The 22,268-nt window shown below is 68.0% G+C and carries 25 protein-coding genes; 11 read left to right on the plus strand and 14 right to left on the minus strand.

Translation table 11 applies throughout. The annotated features are described in order from the left end of the window. Window positions 1-80 precede the first annotated feature (80 nt). Both ACFVWG_RS37910 and ACFVWG_RS37915 read right to left on the minus strand, forming a co-directional pair. Window positions 81-1,253, minus strand: a complete 1,173-nt coding sequence (locus tag ACFVWG_RS37910; RefSeq protein ID WP_391548334.1) for an ABC transporter permease — start codon at window positions 1,251-1,253, stop codon at window positions 81-83. Then, window positions 1,250-2,131 (minus strand): ABC transporter ATP-binding protein, encoded by an 882-nt coding sequence (locus ACFVWG_RS37915; protein ID WP_391548335.1) that lies wholly within the window; start codon window positions 2,129-2,131, stop codon window positions 1,250-1,252. The genes ACFVWG_RS37910 and ACFVWG_RS37915 overlap by 4 nt, the downstream gene beginning before the upstream one ends. 220 nt (window positions 2,132-2,351) lie before the next feature. On the opposite strand from ACFVWG_RS37915, the gene ACFVWG_RS37920 reads away from it, so the two are divergent. Next, window positions 2,352-3,224 carry an RNA polymerase sigma-70 factor gene (locus tag ACFVWG_RS37920; RefSeq protein ID WP_391548336.1) on the plus strand — a complete coding sequence of 291 codons (873 nt, stop codon included), beginning with the start codon at window positions 2,352-2,354 and terminating at the stop codon, window positions 3,222-3,224. 45 nt (window positions 3,225-3,269) lie between these two features. Here ACFVWG_RS37920 and ACFVWG_RS37925 read toward each other — a convergent pair whose 3' ends face one another. Further along, the gene (locus ACFVWG_RS37925) at window positions 3,270-3,464 is read right to left on the minus strand and encodes a hypothetical protein (RefSeq protein ID WP_391548337.1); all 195 of its coding nucleotides are present in this window, start codon (window positions 3,462-3,464) and stop codon (window positions 3,270-3,272) included. Continuing rightward, window positions 3,461-4,201 (minus strand): SDR family oxidoreductase, encoded by a 741-nt coding sequence (locus ACFVWG_RS37930; protein ID WP_391548338.1) that lies wholly within the window; start codon window positions 4,199-4,201, stop codon window positions 3,461-3,463. Before ACFVWG_RS37930 ends, ACFVWG_RS37925 begins: the two co-directional genes overlap by 4 nt. A 118-nt stretch (window positions 4,202-4,319) precedes the next feature. Here ACFVWG_RS37930 and ACFVWG_RS37935 point away from each other — a divergent pair, with 118 nt between their 5' ends. Beyond that, window positions 4,320-5,459, plus strand: a complete 1,140-nt coding sequence (locus ACFVWG_RS37935) for a low temperature requirement protein A (RefSeq protein ID WP_391548339.1) — start codon at window positions 4,320-4,322, stop codon at window positions 5,457-5,459. On the opposite strand, the gene ACFVWG_RS37940 is transcribed toward ACFVWG_RS37935, so the two are convergent. Continuing rightward, window positions 5,431-6,093: a response regulator transcription factor gene (locus ACFVWG_RS37940; protein WP_344150191.1), complete on the minus strand. Its 663-nt coding sequence runs from the start codon at window positions 6,091-6,093 to the stop codon at window positions 5,431-5,433. The genes ACFVWG_RS37935 and ACFVWG_RS37940 overlap by 29 nt on opposite strands. After that, window positions 6,090-7,433: a sensor histidine kinase gene (locus ACFVWG_RS37945; protein ID WP_391548340.1), complete on the minus strand. Its 1,344-nt coding sequence runs from the start codon at window positions 7,431-7,433 to the stop codon at window positions 6,090-6,092. Before ACFVWG_RS37945 ends, ACFVWG_RS37940 begins: the two co-directional genes overlap by 4 nt. Before the next feature lie 56 nt (window positions 7,434-7,489). Between ACFVWG_RS37945 and lipA the strand changes: the two genes are divergently transcribed. From lipA to ACFVWG_RS37960, 3 genes are all read left to right on the plus strand, one after another. After that, window positions 7,490-8,428 carry a lipoyl synthase gene (gene lipA, locus ACFVWG_RS37950; protein ID WP_391548341.1) on the plus strand — a complete coding sequence of 313 codons (939 nt, stop codon included), beginning with the start codon at window positions 7,490-7,492 and terminating at the stop codon, window positions 8,426-8,428. A 17-nt stretch (window positions 8,429-8,445) separates the two neighbouring features. Continuing rightward, window positions 8,446-9,141 carry a DUF4191 domain-containing protein gene (locus tag ACFVWG_RS37955; protein WP_391548342.1) on the plus strand — a complete coding sequence of 232 codons (696 nt, stop codon included), beginning with the start codon at window positions 8,446-8,448 and terminating at the stop codon, window positions 9,139-9,141. A gap of 289 nt (window positions 9,142-9,430) precedes the next feature. Continuing rightward, a complete protein-coding gene (locus tag ACFVWG_RS37960) occupies window positions 9,431-10,711 on the plus strand; it encodes a class I SAM-dependent methyltransferase (protein WP_391548343.1) in 1,281 nt (426 codons plus the stop codon). A 27-nt stretch (window positions 10,712-10,738) separates the two neighbouring features. Here ACFVWG_RS37960 and ACFVWG_RS37965 read toward each other — a convergent pair whose 3' ends face one another. Beyond that, window positions 10,739-11,293: a hypothetical protein gene (locus tag ACFVWG_RS37965; protein ID WP_391548344.1), complete on the minus strand. Its 555-nt coding sequence runs from the start codon at window positions 11,291-11,293 to the stop codon at window positions 10,739-10,741. 59 nt (window positions 11,294-11,352) lie between these two features. Beyond that, the gene (locus ACFVWG_RS37970) at window positions 11,353-11,823 is read right to left on the minus strand and encodes an RDD family protein (protein ID WP_391548345.1); all 471 of its coding nucleotides are present in this window, start codon (window positions 11,821-11,823) and stop codon (window positions 11,353-11,355) included. Between the two features lie 191 nt (window positions 11,824-12,014). On the opposite strand from ACFVWG_RS37970, the gene glnA reads away from it, so the two are divergent. From glnA to ACFVWG_RS37990, 4 genes are all read left to right on the plus strand, one after another. Next, window positions 12,015-13,439: a type I glutamate--ammonia ligase gene (gene glnA, locus ACFVWG_RS37975; RefSeq protein WP_391548346.1), complete on the plus strand. Its 1,425-nt coding sequence runs from the start codon at window positions 12,015-12,017 to the stop codon at window positions 13,437-13,439. Between the two features lie 221 nt (window positions 13,440-13,660). Then, window positions 13,661-14,449 carry a maleylpyruvate isomerase family mycothiol-dependent enzyme gene (locus tag ACFVWG_RS37980; RefSeq protein WP_391548347.1) on the plus strand — a complete coding sequence of 263 codons (789 nt, stop codon included), beginning with the start codon at window positions 13,661-13,663 and terminating at the stop codon, window positions 14,447-14,449. Between the two features lie 106 nt (window positions 14,450-14,555). Continuing rightward, window positions 14,556-14,912, plus strand: a complete 357-nt coding sequence (locus ACFVWG_RS37985; protein ID WP_391548348.1) for a YciI family protein — start codon at window positions 14,556-14,558, stop codon at window positions 14,910-14,912. A gap of 483 nt (window positions 14,913-15,395) precedes the next feature. Beyond that, window positions 15,396-15,908 carry a DUF1990 family protein gene (locus ACFVWG_RS37990; protein WP_391548349.1) on the plus strand — a complete coding sequence of 171 codons (513 nt, stop codon included), beginning with the start codon at window positions 15,396-15,398 and terminating at the stop codon, window positions 15,906-15,908. Here ACFVWG_RS37990 and ACFVWG_RS37995 read toward each other — a convergent pair. Then, window positions 15,880-16,758, minus strand: coding sequence for an aldo/keto reductase (locus ACFVWG_RS37995; RefSeq protein ID WP_391548350.1), 879 nt, complete (start codon window positions 16,756-16,758; stop codon window positions 15,880-15,882). The genes ACFVWG_RS37990 and ACFVWG_RS37995 overlap by 29 nt on opposite strands. 78 nt (window positions 16,759-16,836) lie before the next feature. On the opposite strand from ACFVWG_RS37995, the gene ACFVWG_RS38000 reads away from it, so the two are divergent. Then, window positions 16,837-17,409, plus strand: coding sequence for a TetR/AcrR family transcriptional regulator (locus tag ACFVWG_RS38000; RefSeq protein WP_391548351.1), 573 nt, complete (start codon window positions 16,837-16,839; stop codon window positions 17,407-17,409). A gap of 43 nt (window positions 17,410-17,452) precedes the next feature. Further along, window positions 17,453-18,490, plus strand: coding sequence for an LLM class flavin-dependent oxidoreductase (locus tag ACFVWG_RS38005; RefSeq protein WP_391548352.1), 1,038 nt, complete (start codon window positions 17,453-17,455; stop codon window positions 18,488-18,490). On the opposite strand, the gene ACFVWG_RS38010 is transcribed toward ACFVWG_RS38005, so the two are convergent. Genes ACFVWG_RS38010 through ACFVWG_RS38030 form a run of 5 tightly spaced genes read right to left on the minus strand, consistent with a single transcriptional unit; the run spans window position 18,479 to window position 22,225 of the window. Beyond that, complete coding sequence (locus ACFVWG_RS38010) at window positions 18,479-19,042, minus strand: HAAS signaling domain-containing protein (RefSeq protein ID WP_391548353.1); 564 nt, start codon at window positions 19,040-19,042, stop codon at window positions 18,479-18,481. The genes ACFVWG_RS38005 and ACFVWG_RS38010 overlap by 12 nt on opposite strands. Continuing rightward, window positions 19,039-19,389 carry a PadR family transcriptional regulator gene (locus ACFVWG_RS38015; protein ID WP_391548354.1) on the minus strand — a complete coding sequence of 117 codons (351 nt, stop codon included), beginning with the start codon at window positions 19,387-19,389 and terminating at the stop codon, window positions 19,039-19,041. Before ACFVWG_RS38015 ends, ACFVWG_RS38010 begins: the two co-directional genes overlap by 4 nt. A 51-nt stretch (window positions 19,390-19,440) precedes the next feature. Then, window positions 19,441-20,997, minus strand: a complete 1,557-nt coding sequence (locus tag ACFVWG_RS38020; protein WP_391548355.1) for a DUF6297 family protein — start codon at window positions 20,995-20,997, stop codon at window positions 19,441-19,443. Then, window positions 20,994-21,635, minus strand: coding sequence for an ATP-binding cassette domain-containing protein (locus tag ACFVWG_RS38025; RefSeq protein ID WP_391548356.1), 642 nt, complete (start codon window positions 21,633-21,635; stop codon window positions 20,994-20,996). Before ACFVWG_RS38025 ends, ACFVWG_RS38020 begins: the two co-directional genes overlap by 4 nt. Further along, on the minus strand, window positions 21,632-22,225 hold the full coding sequence (locus ACFVWG_RS38030) for an O-methyltransferase (protein WP_391548430.1): 594 nt from the start codon (window positions 22,223-22,225) through the stop codon (window positions 21,632-21,634). The genes ACFVWG_RS38025 and ACFVWG_RS38030 overlap by 4 nt, the downstream gene beginning before the upstream one ends. Window positions 22,226-22,268: the final 43 nt, after the last annotated feature.

Below are 22,268 nucleotides of genomic sequence, written 5' to 3' on the forward strand. Positions count from 1 at the left end.
CAGCACACAGGCACCCAAGATTGCGGTTTCATCACAGCCCGGGCGAACCTTGTAACGTTTGCCCGGGTCGTGACGATAGGTCACCCGGCCTTGAGCGACAGCGCCTCGCGATAACCGAGCCGGCGGCCGGTCTGCAGCAGCGTGCGCTCGTACAGCCGCGCTCCGACCCGGATGATCAGCACCGTGCTCAGGAGCAGGATCGCGATCGCCGCGAGCGGCTGCCACAGCGGCACGTCCTCGGTCAGCATCCGCCCGGGCATCGACATCGAGGACGCGATCGGCACGAACGACGCGATCGTCTTCGCCTCCGAACCGGCGAACACCGAGAAGAAGAACGGGATCATCAGGATCATCTGCCCCGGCAGCGTGGTCGACCCGAGGTCCTCCTGCCGCGTTGCCAGTGATCCCGCGACCGCCCACAATCCCGCCAGCGCGACGAACCCGAGGACGAAGAACACCACGAACCATCCGGCCACCGGTGCCACGACCGACAAGATGTCCAGCCGGTCGGTTGCCGTCAGCCCGACCAGCGAGGCGATCGCGATCACCAGGATCTGACTCAGCGCCAGCACCGTGTTGCCCAGCACCTTGCCCCACAGCAGCGACCGGATCGGTACCGAGGCGGCCAGGATCTCGACGACCCGGCTCTCCTTCTCCTGGACGACGCTCTGCGCGATCATCATCCCGAACCCGAGCGCGGTCATGTAGAACACCAGCGCGAGGCCGAGGTTCACGAACTCCGACACATACCCCGGCAGCGGACCCGGTTCCAGGATCTTCTCGGTCACTCGGGTGCCGGCCCGCAACTCCTCCGGCGTCAGCTTGACCGCGGACGCGTTCTTCTCCATCCCGACCGCGGCCGCGGCCTCCCGCAGCGCGCTCCCGACCCCGGAGTCCACCTTCTCCTTGCCGACGACGACGTACCCATCAGGTCCCGGCAGCAACGCGACGGTGGCGTCGGTCTTCGTGACCGCCTGCTCCGCGGCCGCCTGATCCGCGACCCGCAGCGGCTCGTACGCGTTGCCGCCCGCGGTCTCCGAAGCCCGCTGTACGACGGCCGCCCCGCCGTCGTCGATCACGGCGATCTTGTCCGCGCCACCACTCCCGCCGAAGATCGCGGGCAGGAACACCGCGGCCAGAACGATGGCCAGCATCACCAGGGTGGAGCCGATGAAGGTCTTGTCCCGCAGCTTGGTGGTGATCTCACGCTCGGCGATCAACAGCCACGGCCGATCCAGTGTCCGGTCGTTCATCGGGTCGCCTCCCGGAAGACGTCACTCAAAGCCACCCGCTCCGGCCCGAACTCCAGGACCTGTCCACGGCTCATCGCCTGCTGAAGAATCTGTTGTGCGACACCCGAGTCCTCGGCGTCGAAGAGCGCCGTACCGCCGGCCACGTCCCGCACACGCAGACCGGGCAGATCCCGCAGCCAGCCGGCGTCACCCTCGACAACCAGCCGGTACGTCGGGTTCTGGCTCGCGGCGAGCTCGGAAACAGGGCCCGCGGCAACGACCTTGCCCCGGGACAGCACCACCAGGTCGTCGCACAGCCGCTCGACCAGGTCGAGCTGGTGGCTGGAGAACAGCACCGGAACCTCCGGCGTGACCTCCTCGCGCAACAGGTCCACCATCGCGTCGACCGCCAGCGGGTCGAGACCGCTGAACGGCTCGTCCAGCACCAGCGCGATCGGCTCGTGGATCAGTGCCACCGCGATCTGCACCCGCTGCTGGTTGCCCAGCGACAGCGTCTCCAATACGTCGGTCGCGCGCTCGCCCAGCCCGAGGCGGCCGAGCAGCTTGTCGGTCCGCTCCGCGGCGCGGTTCGGCGTCATCCCGTGCAGGCGGCCGAAGAAGATCAGCTGGTCGCGGATCTTCATCTTCGGATACAGCCCACGCTCCTCCGGCATGTAGCCGAAGTCCTGCCGAAGCTTCTGCGTCAGCAGTTCGCCCTGCCAGCGCACCTCGCCGGCACTGGCCGCCAGAACGCCGAGGATGATCCGCATCGTCGTCGTCTTGCCGGCACCGTTGGCCCCGACGAACCCGGTCATCCGCCCTGGGACGACGTCGAACGTCACGTCGTCCAGCGCGAGCTGTTCACCGAACCGCCGAGTGAGCCCAGCCACCCTCAGCATCCGTCACCGCTCCTGTCACCTTGACCCCCTCGGCCGGACGTACGCCCGGCCGCTACCCAAAGTTATCGACTACGGACCCCGCCGAACGTCGGCCGCCAGGGTGATCACCGGGGTCATCCGCACGGTGGAGAGCCGGACGTGGGCTACGCCACGGCGCCGAGATGTCACATTCGGCGTGTCCCGATGGTCGAAGCTTGTGACGGTACGACGAGGGAGGATGATGACGACTGTGAGCGACGACCTCGAGCAGGCAGCCGCGGTCTTCGGGGAGGTGCGGCCGAGGCTGTTCGGCATCGCCTACCGGATGCTCGGCAGCGCCAGCGAGGCCGAGGACATCGTGCAGGACGTGTGGCTGCGCTGGCAGACCGCCGACCGCAGTGTCGTGCTCAACCCGGCGGCCTACCTGGCCACCGCCACGACCCGGCTGGCGATCAACGCGACCCAGTCCGCCCGGGTACGTCGGGAGTCGTACATCGGACCGTGGTTGCCGGAGCCGGTGGACACCAGTGCGGACCCGTACCTGGGTGCGGAACGCGGTGAGGCGCTCGCGTTCGCCGTACTGCTGCTGATGGAGCGCCTCTCCCCCAACGAGCGGGCGGCGTACGTGCTGCGGGAAGCGTTCGACTACCCGTACAGCCAGATCGCGGACATCCTGCAGCTGAAAGAGCCTGCGGTGCGGCAGCTGGTCAGCCGTGCTCGCAAGCACGTGGACGGCGAGCGGCGGGTAGAGGTGGACGCGGCTGAGCAGCAGCGGCTGCTGACGGCGTTCGTACAGGCCGCCAAGTCCGGTGACCTGCTGGAGCTCGAAGGACTGTTCGCGGCCGACGTGACCAGCGTGTCCGACGGGAACGGCAAGGCGCGCGCGTCGAAGTACCCGGTGGTCGGCTCGGAGCGGGTGGCGAAGTTCTTCCGCGCCTTCCACGACCGGTTCTGGGACGGCGTGGAGGTCGTCTGGACGCAGATGAACGGCGCACCGGCCGCAGCGCTGACTGTCGACGGCCGCGTCAGCACCATCCTGACGCTCAGCTCGTCCGCCGACGGCATCTACCAGATCAACGTCCAGATGAACCCGGACAAGCTCCCACGCAGTTAGAGCAGGGCTCCGGGTGCGCGGCCACGCACCCGGCGCCGGTCCTGTTCAGTTCCCTGGTTCTTCCAGAGCCTTCGTCGCGGCGAGGAGGCTCTGCAGGCTGGCCTGCTCCATGGCCTCTTCAGCAGGGTCGACGAGCCACTGCTCGACCGGCAGCTCAGCGTCCGGTACGGCGGCCTGCAGCGCGCCGAGTTCCGTCGCGGTCTCGGCCTCTAGCTCGTGCAGGAAGTTGTCGCCGGTCATTTCTTCTCCCAGTCGGCGTAGTGGATGCGGCCGAGCGTGGCCGGGCCCACCGGGACCAGTGCGTCCTCGCTGACCACAGCGCCGTAGTACGTCGCCTCCGGGTCGGTCACGACCTCACGGGGGTCGTTCAGCTCGGCCAGGGCCTTGCGGAAGAACTCGTCCATCCGCTCCTTGTCCGGGCCGGCGATGTCGACCCGGCTGTTCAGCGGCTCACCCACGGCGACCTTGGCGACCTGATCGGCGACGTCGTCACCGGCGATCGGCTGGAAGTTCACCGGCTGGATCCGGACCACGCCGTCGACCACGGAGGTGTCGGCGATCGCCTTCACGAACTCGAAGAACTGGGTCGCGTGGATCAGCGAGAACGGGACACCGGAGGCCTTGATCAGCTCCTCCTGGGCGATCTTGGCGCGGAAGTAGCCGATCTGCGGCGACCGCTCGCTGCCGACGATGGACAGCGCGACGTGGTGCACGACGCCGGCCTTCTGCTCGGCAGCGAGCAGGTTGGTGGTGCCCGTGCGGAAGAAGTCCAGGGCCGCCTGGTCCTCGAACGACGGCGAGTTCGACAGGTCGATGACGGCGTCCGCCCCGGTCATCACCTCGTCCAGGCCCTCACCGGTCAGCGCGTTCACGCCGGTATTGGGCGCCGCCGCGACTCCTTCGTGGCCGTGCGCCTCCAGCCGCCGTATGACCTTCGATCCGATCAGCCCGGTGCCCCCGATCACGACGATCTTCACAACCAGCCTCCTGTCAGACAGGCGCCCGACTGGCGCCACTCACGAGCAAAGACAGGCCAGTACGCCGAGTTGTGACAGCCGCCGTCACACCGATGCCGGCTGGGCTGTCTTCACTGTCATGCCGACCACTCGCTTCCGGATCCCGATGCGTGCGCGTCCGATCGACGAGCCGCACCGGGCGTCGAGCCCGCTGGAGCTGCTGTTCGACCTCACCTTCGTGGTGGCGGTCGCCGCAGTCACCGCAGAGCTCGCCCACAGCATCGCCGCGGGCCACGCCGAGGTGCTCGGTTTCCTTCAGGTGTTCTTCGCGATCTGGTGGGCCTGGATGAACTTCACCTGGTTCGCGTCGTCCTACGACACCGACGATCTGCCGTACCGGCTGCTCACGATGGTGCAGATGGCCGGAGTGCTGGTGCTGGCGGCCGGAGTGCCCGCCGCTGCGGCCACAGGCGACTACCGCACCGTGCTGATCGGCTACTTGATCATGCGAGCCGGCCTCGTCCTGCAGTGGCTGCGCGCGGCGTACGAGGATCCCGTCAGACGACGAACAGCACTCCGGTACGCCGTTGGCATCGTCGCGACCCAGGTGGGTTGGGCACTGGCTCTCGTCTTCGCCGACCTGGCCCTGCCCTACTTCATCGCGTTGGTGGTGCTCGAGCTCTGCGTACCGCTGTGGGCCGAGTGGCGGCATCCGGCGACCAACTGGCACCCACACCACATCGCAGAGCGGTACGGGCTGTTCGTGATCATCCTGCTCGGCGAGAGCGTTCTGGCGGCCAGCCGCGGCGTGGAAGCCGCCGTGACCGCACACACGGTGGACAGCTCGTTCGTGCTGGTGGCAGGTGCCGGTCTGGTGCTGCTGTTCGCCCTGTGGTGGCTCTACTTCCTCCACCCCGCGGGAGAAGGCCTCAGCGAGCGCCGTGCGTACTCGTACCACTGGGGCTACGGCCACTACTTCCTGTTCGCCGCACTGGCCGCACTCGGCGCCGGCCTCGAGGTGGCCGTCGAACACACCACACAGAGCATCGGGTACGCCGTTGCCCTACCGGTAGGCGTGTTCCTGGCCATGGTGTGGCTGGTGCATGCTCAAATCATCAACCTGCCGGTCATGCGGCGCGAGTACACGCTCATCAGCGTCGCCATCGTACTGGCGCTCCCCCTGGTGCTGTCCACGGTCGGAGTGGTCGTCGGGTGCGCGGCGGTCGTCGTACTGCTGGTTGCGGTTGTGCTCAGCCGGCCAGATCATCGCCAGGCGTGACCAGTCCGCACTCGTAGGCGAAGACGACAGCCTGGACGCGGTCGCGCAGACCGAGCTTGAGCAGCACCCGGGAGACGTGGGTCTTGACCGTGGCCTCACCGACGTAGAGCTGGTTGGCGATCTCGGTGTTGGTGAGACCGCGGGCGATCAGTCCGAGCACCTCACGTTCGCGCTCGGTGAGATCGGCGATCAGGTCCGGGCGGTAGACGCGCTCACCGCCACCGGTGAACCGCTTGATCACCCGCCGGGTCACCTCGGGCGCGAGCAGCGCGTGCCCGGAGTGAACGACCTGGATCGCCTCGACCAGGTCCTCCGGTGCGGTGTTCTTCAGCAGGAATCCGCTGGCCCCCGCACCGAGCGACTCGAAAAGGTAGTCGTCGCGGTCGAAGGTGGTCAGGATGATCACCTTGCCGGCATCGGCGGCCACGATCTTCTGGGTCGCGGTGATCCCGTCCATCCCCGGCATCTGGACATCCATCAGTACGACGTCCGGCCGCAGCTGCAGCGCGAGCTCGACCGCCTTCTCGCCGTCGGCCGCCTCACCGACCACCTCGATGTCGGACTCGACCGAGAGGATCATCCGGAACCCGGCCCGAACCAGGTCCTGGTCGTCGACCAGCAGCACGCGCATCATTCGTTCTCTTTCCCGTCGAACCCACCGTGCACCGGGATCCGCACCCGGACCCGGAACCCACCGACCGGCCGGGGGCCGATCTCGCTCTCCCCACCGAGCAGACCGACCCTCTCACGAATCCCCACGTGGCCCAGCCGGCTACCGACCGGGGCATGCTTGGGGCGGCCGTCGTCGATCACCTCGAGCTCGACCGCGTCGGCCAGGTACCGCAGGGTGATGTGCGCACTGCGCGCGGTCGAATGCCGCCGTACGTTGGTCAGGGCTTCCTGAGCGATCCGGTAGACGGAGACCGACACCGTCTTCGGGAGCTGGAGCGGCGCACCGATCTGGTGGAACCCGACCTCCAGGCCCTCGCCGTTCACCTCGGCGATCAGGGCCGGCAGCCGGTCCGCACCGGCCTGCGGCGCCTTGGCATCGGGTGCCTCGACGTCGAGATCGGGGTCGGCGGCGCGGAGCATGCCGAGCAGTTGGCGCATCTCGTTCACCGCGGTCCGGCTGGACTCCTCGATCACCCCGAGCGCGTTCTTGGCCGCCTCGGGATCCTTCTCCATCACCCGCCGCGCTCCCCCGGCCTGTACGCCGATGCTGCTGATGTGGTGGGCGACCACGTCGTGCAGCTCGCGGGAGATCCGCAGCCGCTCGTCGATCACCGCCCGCCGTGCGTTGGCCTCCTGCTGTGCGGCCAGCTCGACGGCCTGCCGCTCCAGCTCCTGCCGCTGGCGCGCGATCCCCCACGCCGTCCGGCCCCAGAAGTAAGCGCCGAAGAAGTAGAGCCCGTTGAGCGCGAGCGACAGGATGACGTTCGACACGTACGGCGAGAGCAAAGCCTTGTTCGGGCCCTCGATCGAGTTCGCCCGCAGCGCCTCGACGAAGTTCAGCGCCAGCCAGCCGAACATCGCGATGTACACCAGCACGACCGACGCCTTCATCAGCCGGCGGTCCCGCGACCACGCGGTCGCCGCGTAGATCGCCATGAACATCGAGGACTGGGTGACCAGGTTGCCGCCGAAGGCGAACCCCGCGCGTTCGCCGCTGACGATGAACAGCACCGCGACCGCAAGCATGACAGGGATCGGGTAGCGGCGGCGCAAACACAGCGGCAGCGCGACCGCGGCGCTCAGCACGTACGCCTCGACGCCGCCGAACCCGAGATCGACCGGCTCGGGATACGCACCGCGCGCCAACTCGGTACCGAGCGCTCCCAGCACCGCCAGCGCCAGGCCGAGCAGGACGTCGGCGCGCTGCTGCTGGCGGGTCGGCCGTGGCCGCTGCCAGGCCTCCACAGTGGCGCCGGTCACAGGCGGGGCTGCGGGTGTACTCCCCAGTTCAAGCGTGGCCATAGCTCATCAGCGTACGGGTGAGTGGGCCCTGACGGCGGGCGCGTACTCTGGGGGCTGTGACGATCGCCCCTGAAGGACGGAAACTGCTCAGGCTCGAGGTGCGCAACGCGGAGACCCCGATCGAGCGCAAACCCGAGTGGATCAAGACCCGCGCCAAGATGGGCCCGGAGTATCAGGCCCTGTCGAAGCTGGTGAAATCCGAACAGCTGCACACAGTCTGTCAGGAAGCCGGCTGCCCGAACATCTTCGAGTGCTGGGAGGACCGGGAGGCGACGTTCCTCATCGGTGGCGACCAGTGCACCCGCCGCTGCGACTTCTGCCAGATCGACACCGGCAAGCCGGCGGACCTGGACCGCGACGAACCGCGCCGGGTCGCCGAGTCGGTCCGGACCATGGGTCTGCGCTACGCGACCGTGACCGGTGTTGCCCGCGACGACCTCGAGGACGGCGGTGCTTGGCTGTACGCCGAGACCATCCGCCAGATCCACGAGCTCAACCCCGGCACCGGTGTCGAGATGCTCGCGCCGGACTTCAACGCCGTACCGGAGCAGCTCGCCGAGGTGTTCTCCTCACGGCCCGAGGTGTTCGCGCACAACGTCGAGACCGTGCCGCGGATCTTCCGCCGGATCCGGCCCGGCTTCCGCTACGAGCGCTCGCTCGACGTCATCACCCAGGCCCGCGACTACGGCCTGGTGACCAAGTCGAACCTGATCCTCGGCATGGGCGAGACCCGCGACGAGGTCAGCCAGGCGCTCAAGGACCTGCACGCGGCCGGCTGCGAGATCATCACGATCACCCAGTACCTGCGCCCGTCGGTGCGGCACCACCCGGTCGAGCGGTGGGTCCGGCCGGAGGAGTTCGTGGAGATGCAGGCCGAGGCCGAGGAGATCGGTTTCGCCGGTGCGTTGTCCGGTCCGCTGGTACGGTCGTCGTACCGCGCCGGACGGCTGTACCGTCAGGCCGTCGAGTCACGTATGAACGCCACCACGGCATAGATCAGGACAAGGTAGAGATGGCCAAGAACGACGCGCCCGAAGAGAAGACCAGTCGGCTCAAGCAGATCCGGTCGGCGTACCAGCTGACCAAGAAGTCCGACCCGACGGTCGGCCTGGTACTCGCCGGGATCTTCCTCGGCATCGTCGCGCTCGCGGTCCTGGGCGGATTCCTGGTCGGGCCGCTGCTGGTCTGGATCCCGCTCGGTGTCGCGCTGGGCTTCCTGGCCGCCACGATCGTCTTCGGCCGCAAGGTCGAGAAGGCGGCGTACAGCCAGATCGAGGGGCAGACCGGCGCGGCCGCGTCGGCGCTGCAGACGCTGCGCCGCGGCTGGAACGTGACGCCCGCGGTCGCGGTCACCAAGAACGCCGACATCGTGCACCGCGTCGTCGGCCGGCCGGGCATCGTCCTGGTCGGCGAGGGCCAGCCGAGCCGGGTGAAGAACCTGCTCTCGGCCGAGGGCAAGAAGCACTCCCGGGTCGCCGGCGGCGCACCGGTGATCACGCTGATGGCCGGTCAGGGCGAGGACGAGATCGACATCCGCAAGCTGACCAAGCACGTGATGAAGCTCCCGGCCGCACTGCAGCCGTCGGAGATCACCGACCTGCTCCAGCGGCTGAAGGCGCTCGACGCCGTCCGCCCGCAGGTCCCGATGCCGAAGGGCCCGGTGCCGACGAGCATGAAGGGCGCCCGGCAGGCCATGAAGGGCCGCTGACCCCAGGACCGATCGGCCCCTGCCCACCCCAGGTGAGCAGGGGCCGAGCTCTGTGCACCCACAGGCGGTTCGATCGCTTGTTTGGTCACTAAGCGACGCTACTGGTACCCCAGGGTCACCGGTCTGAACCGGAATAAGACGGGTAACCGATGTGGCTCAGCGGCGTTTGACTAGGCATGGGCCTGTTTGTGCCTGGCTAACAGCAGTCCTGTGCCTCGTGTCGCAGCGGGCGGATGGCAATCGGCCATAGAGTGCGGCCAGGACGGTTCTAGGGGTGAGGTAGAAAGTCATGACGGATCTGATGCCGGCGGTGCACCAGCCGGTCGCCGAGACGTGGCCGACGCTGGCCAGGCCGCGGTCGAACCCGGTACGCCGGGTCGGCGCGCTGGCCGCGATCCGTCTGATCGCCAAGGACCTGCCCGCGACCATTCATCTCGACAACAAGTCGTACGGCTCGGGCGGCCCGGCAATGCGGGTGCACCGCAGCGCCGCTTTCCTGGACCGGCTCGGGCAGGACGCCGGCTCCGGCTTCGGCGAGGCCTACCTGGCCGGCGACTGGGATCCCGAGCCCGGGACCGATCTGGCCGACCTGCTGGTGCCGTTCGCCGAGCGGTTCAGCAACGAGGAGACCCGACACCTGCTGCCGAAGTGGGCGCAGTCGCTGCGCTGGCTGGTGACGCGCACCCAGCCCGGCGAGCAGGAGAACGACCGCGCCGGTGCCCGCGAGAACATCAGCCGGCACTACGACCTCAGCAACGCGATGTTCTCCGAGTTCCTCGACTCCACGCTGACGTACTCGGCCGCCTACTTCGACACCCCCGATCCGACGGTCGGGCTCGGCGAGGCGTCGTACGACGAACTCACGCAGGCGCAGCTGAACAAGCTCGACGCGATCCTCGACGCCGCCGGCGTGGTCTCCGGGTCCCGGGTGCTCGACATCGGCTGCGGCTGGGCGAGTCTCGCGATTCGCGCGGCCCAGCGCGGCGCCTGGGTCACCGCGATCACCATCGCCTCCCAGCAGGCGCTGCTCGCGCAGCGACGGATCGCCGACGCGGGCGTGAGTGACCGCGTGCAGGTGGCGTTGCGGGACTACCGCGATCAGATCGGCGAGTTCGACGCCGTACTGAGTGTGGAGATGATCGAGGCGGTCGGCGAGAAGTATTGGCCGGTCTACTTCGATGCGATCGAACGACGGCTCGCGCCGGGCGGGATTGCCGTCGTACAGGCGATCGTGATGCCGCACGAGCGGATGCTGGCCACTCGCAACACCTTCACCTGGGTGCAGAAGTACATCTTCCCCGGCGGCCTGATCCCGTCGGTCAAGGTGATCGAGGAGGTCACCGCCCAGCACACCGGCCTGCAGACCGAGGTCCTGCGGCACCTCGGCGGCGACTACGCCCGCACCCTGCGGATCTGGCGCAACCGCTTCATCGACCAGTGGCCGGCCATCGCCGACCTCGGTTTCGACGGCACCTTCCGCCGGATGTGGGAGTTCTACCTCGCCTACTCCGAGGCCGGCTTCCGCACCAAGTACCTGGACGACGTCCAGCTGCGGTTCACCCGCCGCTAACTACTTGCCACCGGCAACCATTCCCGGCTAGACCTTGTGCATGTTGAGGATCGCCCGGCTCATCCCGACGTAGGGGACGCGCAGGGTGATCCCGCGCGGGTCCTTGGCCTGCGACGGCAGGTTGGTACCGCAGCGCGTGGCGACCCCGCCGGGCTTGAAGGTGACCACGCAGCCGGGGCCGAGCTGGCCGCTGCCGCCGTAGTTGCCGGTGATCGTGAACTCCATGAACTTCCCGATCTTGCCGACCTTCAGCGTCCCGCCGTTGAAGCGCACCGAGGTCCCCGGCTTGACCAGCACCTCGCAGCGGCCGTCACGGCAGGCGGCGACGTCGGCGCCGTCCTTGGCCTTCGGCGGGGACGTCGGTGTCGGCTTCGGCTTCACCGTGGGAGTCGGCGTGGGCGTGGCAGTAGGTGTGGGCGTGGCAGTAGGTGTGGGCGTCGGCGACAGCGTGGGGGGAGGCGTCGCCGACGCCGTTGGAACACTCGCGCTAGGGGTCGTGGCCTGCTCCCCCGACGAGCCGCAGGCAGCCAGCATCAGCAGTCCTGCGGCGAGTACGGCGGTTCGGGTCACAGCGAGGTTCACGACACTGATCCTGGCGCGCCGGACGCTCACTGCGTGTGAGGTGGCAGGGAACTGCCAGATCAGCGCCGTACGACGATCGTGTTCGCAGCGCGGTCGTGGAGTCCTCGGTGGTCGCGGTCGAAGACGACGGCCGGGAGGAACAGACACAGCAGTACGGCGCGGATCACGCCGCCGAGGAGCCCCACCTGAGCGCCGTACCCGGTGGAGTTCGGACCGGCCTTGAGGCTGAGGACGCGCAGACCGAGCGCGCGGTGACCGATCGTGCCGCCGGCCAGACCGCCCAGGATCGCGCTCATCCCGAAGAACGTGACGAGTTGCGCCGTACTGAAGTCGTTGCCACCGGCCCAGATCGGTTTGCCGGTGACCGCGGACGCGATCAGACCGGCGATCAGCCAGTCCAGCAGGAGGGCCACGATGCGGCGTCCCCAGCCGGCGGCCGAGCCCGGGCCGGCCTCGGGCAGGCCGAGCCGGTTGCCCGGAAAACGGAACTCTCCGGAGGGTCCTGTGCCCGGCTGGGCCGATGATGCCATGATGGCTAGCCTACGGAAGCCCCGAGAGAGTCCGATCAGCGGTCCGGAAGATCTCAGGGCGTCACCGCCGTACACCAGTGGGTCAGCGCGGACACGCTGGGCGTAACATCCGCGAAACATTGGGGTCATGGCCGAGTAATCGGCAGGCCCTACGTTCAGCTGTAATCTCTGAGCCACCCCGAGGAGTACGTATGTTTTCCAGCGCTGAGGAGCTGCTCGCCTACGTCAAGGACGAGGGCGTCGAGATCGTCGACGTCCGGTTCTGCGACCTGCCGGGCATCATGCAGCACTTCACCGTCCCGGTGTCGTCGTTCGGTCCGGAGGTCTTCGAAGACGGCCTGGCGTTCGACGGTTCGTCGGTCCGCGGTTTCCAGCAGATCCACGAGTCCGACATGAAGCTGCTGCCGGACCCGACCAGCGCCTTCATCGACGAGTTCCGCAGCGCCAAGACGCTGGTGGTCAACTTCTTCGTGCACGACCCGCTGACCGGTGAGGCGTACTCGCGCGACCCGCGCAACATCGCCCGCAAGGCGCAGGAGTACCTGAAGTCGACCGGCATCGCGGACACCGCGTTCTTCGCGCCCGAGGCCGAGTTCTACGTCTTCGACGACGTCCGCTTCGAGACCAAGGCGAACTCCTCGCACTACTCCATCGACTCGATCGCCGGCGCCTGGAACACCGGCCGCGTCGAGGACGGCGGCAACCGCGGCTACAAGGTCCGCTACAAGGGTGGCTACTTCCCGGTCGCGCCGACCGACCACTTCGGCGAGCTGCGTGACGACATCACGCTGGCCCTGGAGCGGTCCGGCCTCACCGTCGAGCGCGCCCACCACGAGGTCGGCACCGCCGGCCAGGCCGAGATCAACTACCGCTTCGGCGAGCTGCTGCAGGCGGCCGACGACGTGATGAAGTTCAAGTACATCGTCAAGAACACCGCCTGGCAGGCCGGCAAGACCGCGACCTTCATGCCGAAGCCGATCTTCGGCGACAACGGCTCGGGCATGCACTGCCACCAGTCGCTGTGGAGCAACGGCGACCCGCTGTTCTACGACGAGTCCGGGTACGGCGGCCTGTCCGACACCGCCCGCTGGTACATCGGCGGCCTGCTCAAGCACGCCCCGTCGCTGCTGGCCTTCACCAACCCGACGGTGAACTCCTACCACCGCCTGGTCCCCGGCTTCGAGGCCCCGGTCAACCTGGTCTACTCCTCGCGTAACCGCTCGGCCTGCATCCGGATCCCGATCACCGGCTCCAACCCCAAGGCCAAGCGCATCGAGTTCCGCTGCCCCGACCCGTCGGCCAACCCGTACCTGGCCTTCGCCGCCCAGCTCCTGGCCGGCCTCGACGGCATCCGCAACAAGATCGAGCCCGCCGACCCGGTCGACAAGGACCTCTACGAGCTCCCCCCGGAGGAGCACGAGGGCATCGCCCAGGTCCCCACCTCCCTCCCGGCCGTCATCGACGCCCTCGAGGCCGACCACGCCTTCCTCCTCGAAGGCGACGTCTTCACCGAGGACCTCATCGAGACCTGGATCGACCTCAAGCGCACCCAAGAGATCGCCCCGATCGCCCTGCGCCCGCACCCGCACGAGTTCGAGCTCTACTACGACGTGTGATCCACGCGTAGCGCCTGAAACGGCGGCTGACCTGGTCTCCCCAGGTCGGCCGCCGTTTCGCGTTAGCCGGGGAAGTCGGCGTACTGGACGTTCGGTCCGTACCGCGCCAGTTGCAAGATATGAGCCGGTGTGGACGGCAAGGTCATCAGATTTGGTGACGACTGGGGTGGGGCGGTCGGGGAGAGTGGAGACTACGTTGCCCTTGTGTGAGAGGAAGATTGATGAGTGAGTTGAGCGCGGAGCGCGCCCGCCAGGCGATTGTCGAGCACACCAAGCGCCTGGCGGATGCGGCGACCGCGGCCGGCCCGGATGCCGCCGTACCGACTGCTCCGAAGTGGACGGTCACCGAACTGGTGGAGCATGTGGGGCAGACGCAGAACTGGGTCGCGGAGATCATCGAACGGCGGATCACCGATCCGACCCAGCTGCCGACGGAGCTCGCCGTACTGCCTGGTGAGGCTGACGAGTGGCCGGTGTGGCTGGAGACGTCAGCTCAGCGGATCGTGAGTGCGTGCTCCGACGACGCGATTGACGCGCCGGTGTTCAACGCCGCGCAGGATGGGCGGACCGGAACTCAGTTCTGGTTGGCCAGCATGCTCAACGAGGCGGTCGTGCATGGCTTCGACGCAGCCAATGCAGCGGGGCGCTCGGTTGAGGTCGAGCCTGATGTCGCGGCCGAGCTCATCAGCAACCACCTGGCAATGCTCACCTCCGCGACGTGGGAGATGCGGCGTCCCGAGTCCGCGCACGCCATCCGCGGCACCGGCGAGACCCTGCAACTGCAGGCCACCGACGACGGCAGCGGCTGGTTGATCGAACGCCGCCCTGACGGTGCCGTCTGGCATGCCGGGACCGAGCAGGCCGACGTCACGCTGTCCGGTCCAGCGCAGTCCCTTCTGCTCGCCCTGACCCGCCGCCTCCCCCTGGCCGAAGCTCCTGGCCTCACTGTCACCGGCGACGCTGCCCTGGTCGACCAGTGGATCGAAAGCACTCCCCACGTCGACGGCTGAACCAAGCGGTACCAATTGGCTGCCGGTAGGTTGTCGAAACCGGCGGATGGCGTTCGTAGCGTAGGTAGCGGCGGACGACGGGTCCGCTTGAGCCTAGGGAGCAGCCATGCCTGAGTACCTCATCTACTTCAACCAGCAGTGGGTGGGCGACCACACCGAGGAGTGGTTCCGCGGGCGCGGTCCGCTCGCCCGAGCGGTTGTAGAGGAGATGAAGGACGCCGGTGTGTACGTCTTCGCCGGTGGGCTGGAAGAGGAGGACGGGCCGGTCTACCACGCCGACCCGACCGGCGGCGACGTACTGATCACTGACGGGCCCTACGTGGAGACCAAGGAGTTCCTGGGCGGCTTCGCGCTGGTGAGCGTCCCCGACGACGAGACGGCCAAGCTCTGGGCCGGCAAAGTCGCCGAGGCCTGCGGCTGGCCGCACGAAGTCCGCCGCTTCAAACCCCAACCCAAGGCGTGAAGCACCGCTCACTGCCGCTAACGTCCGAAGAATCGCCGTACGTGGTCGGCGATTCCTCGGACGCTGCGAACCGCCACCCCCTCCATCACGCTAACGTCCGAACGACTGCAGTACGTGGTCGGCGATTCTTCGGACGCTACGGGATCGGTCGGCGGCGCCCGGCCGGTCTGGGGAGGATCCCCGACCGATTCGGGCGGTGAATCCTCCCCAGATTGCCCGTCCGCAGGAGCAAACCCTCCCCAAACCGGTTTGGGGAGTCATAGCGGGCGGTGCGCTACCGCGGAATCGGCCCCGACCGGGGCCAGTGCCGTTAACGTCCGAACGACCGCAGTACATGGTCGGCGATTCTTCGGACGCTGCGAACCGGCGGGAGGAGTAGCCGCCTTTGTGGAAAGAAAAGGTCACATGCCGCCCTGGAAGTTCCACAAAGCGCTACGTATGGCCCCGACGGGCGGGACCGAGGCGTAGCGGCATGATGGGGGCATGGCATTCAGGGCCGGTACGGCGTTGTGTGAGCGACGGCGGACGTATGACGGCGCCGGTCGGACCTTGGCCGGCGAGGGTTCTGAACGTACGGCGTTGCTCGGTTACGGATCGGGCGTGTGGGAGTTTGCGGCGCGGGAGGTCCTTCGCTGGGGTGTGAAGACGCGCAGTGGATTCACGGTCGCGGACGACCGTCCGGTTGCTGTGGGCAACAGGTACTGGGTTGTCGCCCACCTGGGACCACTGCGAATCCACGAGCCGGTCGAGGTTGTTGCCGTGGTCAACGAGTCGAACCGTACGGGCTTCGCCTACAGCACGCTGGCCGGTCACCCGATCCGTGGCGAGGAAGCCTTCGTCGTGGAACGCCGTACCGACGACTCGGTGTGGTTGACCATCCGCTCCCTCACCCAACCTGCGACCGGCAGATGGCGGGCTGCCTATCCCCTGGCCCGCCTCGCCCAACCCCTCTACCGCAAGCGATACCTCAGGTCGTTAGGGCGTCCAGCTCTTTGAGGTCTTCGGGAGTTAGGGAAACGGCAGCTGCGGCGAGGTTTTCTTCCAAGTGGACAAGGCTGCGGGTACCGGGGATCGGGGCGACGCAAGGGTTGTGGGCCAGGAGCCAGGCGAGGGTCAGCGCGGCCGGCGTGGTGGCGTGCTCGGCAGCTAGGCCCTGTACGACGGGGTGATCCGTGGGCGACGGGTATTGGGAGAAGGCGGACCCCAACGGGAAGTAGGGGACCCAGGCGATGCCGTGGTCGGCGCAGAGAGCCAACGCATCCTCGTGAGTGCGATCCAACAGCCCGTAGGCGTTTTGAACGCAGGCCAGCCCGACGGGGAGGGCGTGCTCAATCTGCGCGGTACTGACGTTGCTGAGGCCGATAGCGCCGATCAGGCCTTCGTCGCGGAGCGCGCTGAGCTCGGCCAACTGATCATCGATCGGTACGACGTCCTCCCCGCTCGCGATCAACCCCGGGCCTTGGTCGGCGCGGCGGAGGTTGACGACGGCGATCTGGTCGAGGCCGAGGGTGGTGAGGTCGCGGTGAACCTGAGCGCGGAGTTCATGCGGCCGCTGAGCAAGGGCGAGCGGCACCGGAGCGTCCACGCGCCGCGCGCCGACCTTGCTGACGATCACCAGATCATCCGAGTACGGTGCCAACGCCGCGCGGATGTGTTCGTTCACGACCGCATCGCCGTAGAACGATGCAGTGTCCAGGTGATTCACACCGAGCTCGACAGCACGCCGCAGTACGGCGGTTGCCGCGGCCCGGTCCACCTTCTCCAACTGCATCGCGCCGTACCCGAGCCGGGCGATCTCGTGACCGGCCAGCTCGAGAGTGCCGCCGGGTCGTTGCGTCGTACTCATCCAGGCTCCTCCGAAGGAGTAAAGTGGAGTTTTCTCCACTTATGCCGACGATAACACTAACTGGAGGTTTCTCCACTTATGCGGGCGGATGCGGCACGGAAGCGCGAGCAGGTGGTGGCCGCGGCGGTCGGCGAGCTGGCGGATCTCGCCAAGGCGGCGCGCAAGGGCGAGCCGACGCGCCTGTCGCTCGACCAGGTCGCGGCGCGAGCCGGCGTCGGGATTGCGACGCTGTACCGGCACTTCCCGACCCGCGAGGCGCTCCTCCAGGCGGTCTACCAGCAGGAGCTCACCCGCCTCTGCGACGAGGCCCCGGAGCAGGCCGCAAAGGGGCCCGCCGATGCCGGACTGCTGGCCTGGATGGGCAGCTACCTCGACTTCATCGACTCCAAGCGCGCGATGGGCGACAGCCTGCGCACGCTGGTCGCGTCGGGCGCCATCACCCAGTCGGAGACCCGCACCCGCGTCGCCACCGCGATCAGCTACTTCCTCACCGCAGGAGAAACCTCGGGCGTCTTCCGACCCGGCATCCCACCAGATGATGTGGTCGCCGCGATGGTCGGCGCCGCGGTCGCGGCCTCGCCCGACGAGCAGCACGAACAGGCCCGGCGACTCCTCGTCCTCATCATCAACGGCCTCCGCCTCACTCCTTGAGACGCCCTAAGTCGACCACGTCACTCGACTTAGGCTGAGCAGTATGGCGGAGTTCCTGTGGTACATCCCGAACCAGGTCGAGCCCGGACACCGGGGTGACGACGCAACCGGCGGCCACAACAGCCTCGATCGGCTGACCGAGTTGGCGACGCTCACCGAGCAGCACGGTTGGAGCGGCGCTCTACTCGGCACCGGTTGGGGCCGCCCCGACACCTTCACGGTGGCAGCCGCACTAGCAGCCCGTACGACGACCTTCCGGCCGCTGGTCGCAATCAGGCCGGGCTACTGGCGGCCCGCGCACTTCGCCTCCGCAGCCGGCACGCTCGATCAGCTGAGTGGTGGACGCCTGCTGGTCAACATCGTCTCCGGTCAGGACAACCTGAAGGCGTACGGCGACTCCGAGGGTGACCAGGCCCAGCGCTACGCCCGCACCAAGGAGTTCCTCCAACTCACCAGGCGTCTGTGGAACGAGGAGAACGTCACCTTCACCGGCGAGTACTTCCAGGTGACCGACTCCACGGTCGCCACGCGTCCCGTCGTACCGCCCAAGCTGTACTTCGGTGGTGCATCGGACGCGGCCCAGCGAGTCGCAGCAACCGACGCAGACGTGCAGCTGTTCTGGGGCGAGCCGCTCGACGGCATCGAAGCCCGCATCAGCCGTCTCAACGAACTGCAGAACGAGCTCGGCCGCGAACACAAGCCACTCGAGTTCGGCCTGCGCATCACGACGCTCGTCCGCGACACCACCGAACAGGCCTGGGCCGACGCCGAGGCCAAGGTCGCGACGATGGCCGAGAACGCCGGCGATCGCGACCACCGCTGGTTCAAGGCGGTCGGCCAGCAGCGGCTGATCGACCTCGCGGCCCGCGGCGACGTCCTCGACGACAACCTCTACACAGCCCCCGGCAAGTACGGCGGTGGCGGCGCCGGTACGACGTGGCTCGTCGGCTCGGCGGAAGATGTCGCGAAGTCCCTGAAGAAGTACCAGGACCTCGGCATCACGACCTTCATCCTGTCCGATACGCCGTACCGCGAGGAGACCATCCGCATCGGCGACCGACTGCTACCGCTACTGCGCTGACCGCCCCGGCCGCCCGTTCCGAGCCAGGACGACCACCATCACCAGCGGAGCGGCCAGCAGCGCGATAACAGCCGGCACACGCAGGTACCCCGGCAGCGTGTAGTCGAGATCCACGGTCGCGAACGCCTGCACAGACGCATATCCGAACGGCATGATGAACGTCGCCAGCCACTTCTCCCGGTCCGTCCACCGGTCAGACTTCCACAGCAGGTACAGCCCGGCGAACCAGCCGACCAAGAAGATGTAGACACCGAACGGCAGCAGGAAGAAGACGGCGATCTCGCGCCCGCGAAAGCGCGGCTGCGGCGGTGCGGCGGGCTGCGGTTCGACCAGCACCAGCCCATCCGACGCGGCGACGACGATGTCGCGAGGTTCGCCCAGCTGCTTGAGCATCTGCCGGACGTCGTCCTCCGACGTGGCGCCCGCCGCTCGCGCCTCGGCGATGTGCGCCGTGACGTCGACCATCAAGTCGGTACGGCGTTCAGCGGGCAGCGGCTCGGCCGCCAGCACCAGGTCACTCAGGTACGCCGCGATCAGCCGATCCACGCTCATTTCTTCTTCCCCTCGTTGCCCCGCCGCAGGATGTCGTCGACAGACGTCCGGAATCGCTCCCAGTCGGCGGTGAAGTCGGCCAGCGCCTGACCGCCCTCGGCCGTGGCTCGGTAGTAGCGGCGCGGCGGCCCGGATTCGGACTCGCGCCAGCTGGTCTCCACCAGGCCCTCCCGCCGCAGCCGCGCCAGCAGCGGGTAGATCGTGCCTTCGGTGGTGACCATTCCGTCGATCTCGCCGAGCTCCTTCACCAGGTCGAACCCGTACCGCTCCTCCCCCTGCAACAGCGCCAGAACGCAGAACTCCAGCGTCCCGCGCCGCAGCTGGGTGAAGGCCTTCTCCGCTACCATGCGAAACAAGGTACCTGTCAACGCCAAAGCTAACAAGCCCGGGGGTCAGCCTCAGTCGGTCTTCGGCCGGACGGCGAACATCACGGCGAGGATGAAGCCCGGGATCGCCAGCACCCACATCGAGCTCAGCCCGAGCAGGACCGGCGCGAGGCAGATCAGCAGTACGTCGAACCCACGCATCGGCTGCGAGAACAGTCCCGGCGGGATCGCGCCCATCGGCGAGGCAACCAACGGCCCGCTGTACGACGGGGGCCGGGCCGAGGCCTGCCGGACCGCACCCGCGATCACGCCGGCCCCGATCGCGAACGTCGAGGCGCCGCTACCGATCACCGGGTACGCCGCAGCCGCCCAGACGATCGTGATGAGCCCCGGCGCAACCGCCATCAGCACGCGCAGCTCGCGCAGGTCGTACCCGAGCGCGCGCACCAGCCCCTTGGACCGGCACACCGTCCGCAGCCCGTCCATCAACGGGCGGATCGCCGCGAACCCGGCGAACCCGGCCGCGATCGGAACCAGCGGATCGAAGCCCGCACCCGCGACCGCATACGGCACCACCAGCAACGCGAACCCGATCACCAACCGCCGCGGCCAGCGCAGGATCCGCACGAACTCGCGCTGGATCAGCGCGCCGCCATGCGACCCTCTCCCCCGCCGCGTCCGCGCACGACCCGCCAGCCGCCAGTGCCGCCCGGAGACGACATCAGCCAGCATGCTCGGATCCAAACTGCTCGCCGCACCCGCCAGACCGGTCAGGAGTTCACCACCAGCGATCACACTCGTGCGGCTCAGCCGCCCAAGCGTCCGCGCAATGAGGAAGACCAGCACCAGTACGACGACCAGCGCACCTGCGCCAACCAACGGCACCCGCAGGTCCTGCAAGCTCAGCCCAATCGGCCCATACGCGTATGCCGGAGTCGTGAAGCCAGTGATCACGACGTTCGCCGTCTGGATGTTCACCGGGTCCCGGAAGCGCTCCACGGCCAGCCACACCGCCGGAACCAGCGCAGCAACGAGCAGCAGGTCGGCCACCCGCAACGTCCACCAGGAACGCCGTTCCGTCTGCTGCGCCCACACCGTCACGCACGCCGCGCACACCATCAGCGCGGTCGTCACAACCGAAACCTCGGCCAGCGACGTGAACGGCGACCCGAGCACAGCCCAGGCCGCGGTCGACACGACTCCACCGACTACCGCCGTACCGGCAACAGCTTTCCAGTACGTCGGACGCAGCATCGCGCTCCGGTTGACCGGCGTACCGAGAAGCCAGAAACCGGTCGCTCGCGACGCGGAGACCGGACCGATACTCGACAGCACCCGCAAGGTGGTTGCCACCAGCAACGGAACCAGGATGTACGGCAGCACCTGCCATAGCCGCATGCAATGCAGCGAGTCGCATGTGGTCATGTCGGCGTTCAGATGCTTGACGACATTCCCACCCGTCGCACCGAGCATGGCGAGCGTGAAGATGACCAGATAGACGTCTTCGAACAGCTGGCCGAACGAACGGTCCGCATGCTTCCGCCGCGTCTCGCGCATCCACTTCCGCAACGCGCGCGGCGAGGGAATCGCCCCGAAGTCGGCCGGATCGAAGGTGACTGGTTCGCTCATGGGAGGGGAGTTAACGTGACGACGGAGTCGGCCACCGCCTCGACGAGGGACGGCTCGTGGCTGGCGAAGAGGATCGACGTACCGGACTTCTTCTCTTCGATCAGCCGCTCCGACAACCACTTCACGCCCTCGACGTCCAGGCGGGCCTCGGGCTCATCCAGAACCATCAGCTTGCGCGGGCGCACCAGTGCCGTCGCCAACGCGAGCCGACGCCGCTGACCGGACGACAACGAGCCCGGCAGCTGGTCGGCGGCCGGGAGCAGACCGATGTCGTGCAGCAGCGTGTCGACCAGGTCCTCCGGCGTCGCATTGCCGTGGGCGCGGGCGAGCAGGTCGAGATGCTCGGCCGCGGTCAGGTCAGGGAAGAAGTCGAGGTCGTCGAGCAGGGTCGCGACGTCGCGGCGGACGACCTCGGACCGTTCGTCGATCGGCTGACCGTCGAGCAGGATGGTGCCCGCCGCGGGTTCGGCCGCGCCGACGATGCACTTGAGCACGGTGGTCTTACCGGCGCCGTTCGGCCCGACGAGCGCGATCGCCTGACCGGCGCGCAGGGTGAAGGTCAGCCCCTCGATCACCGGCCGGTCGCCGTACTTGTGCTGCAGGTCCTTGATCGCCAGCCGCGGCGTCGCCTTGCTCACTTCTTGCGGACCAGGGTCAGTCCGTCGCCGATCCCGAGGATCGTCACGTCGACCCGCTCGTCCTTGGCGATGTGCGCGTTGAACTCCTTGCGGTCGCTCGGACCGTCCGCGTCGGCCACGCGGCCCCCGGCGAGCGTGTTGTCGAACAGCAGCACGCCGTTCGGCCGGATCAGCGGCAGGAGCTTCTCGAAGTAGTCGATGTACCCGGGCTTGTCGGCGTCGACGAAGGCCAGGTCGAACGATCCGTCCAGCTCGGCCGCGAGCGCGTGCCCGTCACCGATCCGCAGCTCGATCTTCCCGGAGACTCCGGCCTTCTCCCAGTACCGGCGGCCGATCGCCGTCCACTCCTCGCTGGCGTCCAGGCAGATCAGCTGCCCGTCGTCCGGCAGGCCGCGCGCGATCGCCAGCGCGGAGAAACCGGTGAAGGTCCCGATCTCGACCGCCCGCCGCGCCGAGATCAGCTGGGTGAGCGTGGTCAGCAGCCCGGCCTGGTCCGACGTCGTCAGCATCTCGGAGACGTCGCCGAGCTCCTGCGTCTCGGCAACCAGCTCGGAGGCGATCTCATCCAGCGGTGTGCCGTTCGCCACCATGTAAGCGTGCAAGTCGTCGGTTACCTGAACTTGTGAGCCCATA

The sequence above is a fragment of the Kribbella sp. NPDC058245 genome (assembly GCF_042882005.1).
Lineage (GTDB): Bacteria > Actinomycetota > Actinomycetes > Propionibacteriales > Kribbellaceae > Kribbella.